At 62.3% G+C, this 1,322-nt stretch carries 2 protein-coding genes; both read right to left on the bottom strand.

From position 1 onward, the window contains the following. The coding region (locus A2I95_RS38740; RefSeq protein WP_291737700.1) for a membrane dipeptidase at positions 1–895 on the bottom strand (895 nt) is incomplete at its 3' end. Positions 896–1,032: 137 nt separating this feature from the next. Continuing rightward, positions 1,033–1,322, bottom strand: a 290-nt coding sequence (locus tag A2I95_RS38735) for an aldehyde dehydrogenase family protein (protein ID WP_291737699.1), incomplete at its 5' end; no start/stop codon positions are given.

The following is a 1,322-nucleotide window of genomic DNA, read 5'->3' as shown; positions in this document are numbered from 1 at the left end:
CGCGAAGGCCGTCTTCGATGTTTCCAAAGTCGCGGTTGTCCTTGAACCAGCTTGGCATTTCCGGGAAGCCCGGGGCAGCGGCTGATCCTTCGCCGTAATCGATTTCCTTGCTCCAGCGGCCGACCCGCATCCATTCGACGACGCTGTCGGGCTGGTCCTGGCACAGGTCGGTGCCGATGCCGAGGTGCTCCACCCCGTATGTCTCTGCGGTGCGTGCAATCATCTCGCAGAAGCTTTGCAGGGTGCAGGCGCCCTTGTCCTTCAGGTGATGCGGATAGACCGAAAAGCCCAGCATCCCGCCGTGGCCGGTAACAGCCCGGATCACATCATCCTTCTTGTTGCGCAGCGCTGGTGACCATTCAAACGGGTTAGCGTGGGTGATGGCGATGGGACGGGTCGACAGCTCAGCCGCTTCGATGGTGGAGCGGTCGGCGGAATGGCTCATGTCCACGACCAGTCCGACGCGGTTCATCTCCTTGATGACCTGCTTGCCCATGCGGGTGATGCCGGGGTCCTCGGCCTCGTAACAGCCGGTCGCCAGCAGCGACTGGTTGTTATAGGTGAGCTGCATGAAACGTGCGCCCAGGGTGTGCAGGATCTCGACCAGCCCGATATCATCTTCGATCGGCGACGGATTCTGGAAGCCGAAGAACACCGCAGTGCGGCCGGTCTCGCGGGCCTTGTCGATGTCGGAGGCCCACTGCCCCTTCATGATCAGGTCCGGATACTGTTCGAACCAGCGGTTCCACTGCTCGAAGTTCAGAACCGTCTCGCGGAAGTTCTCGTGATAGGCAATGGTGACTTGGATCGCGTCCACATTGCCTGTCCGCAGCTGCCGGAAGATCTTTTCCGACCAGTTGGCATATTGCAGGCAGTCGATACGGTATCCGGGCATTCAAGCACCTCGATTTTCAAAGTCCAGCACCCGGCCTTCTGTCGGCGGGCAGGAAGCGCCCGCCACAGGGGAAACAAGGAGGACGGGCACTTCCGCAAACTGGCAGGCCGGTATCCGGCGCTGCCAAGGTTTCAATCTCAGGCCGGCTTGCCGGCGCTGATGTAGGCAGTCTTGACGGTGGTATAGAACTCCGCCGCCGCCTTGCCCTGCTCGCGCGGGCCATAGGAGCTGTCGCCGCGGCCGCCGAACGGCACGTGGTAATCGGTGCCTGCGGTCGGCAGGTTTACGGTGACAACACCGGTGCGCGCGTTGCGGCGGAAATGGGTGGCGCGGGCCAGCGACTGGGTCACGATGCCCGAGGTCAGGCCGAAGTTCGTGTCGTTCACTACGCTCAGCGCCTCGTCGTAGCTGCCGACCTTGATCACGC

This window comes from Leisingera sp. F5 (genome assembly GCF_001593695.1).
The sequence above is the reverse complement of the archived record's forward strand: the minus strand, read 5'-3'. Positions and strand labels throughout refer to the sequence as shown.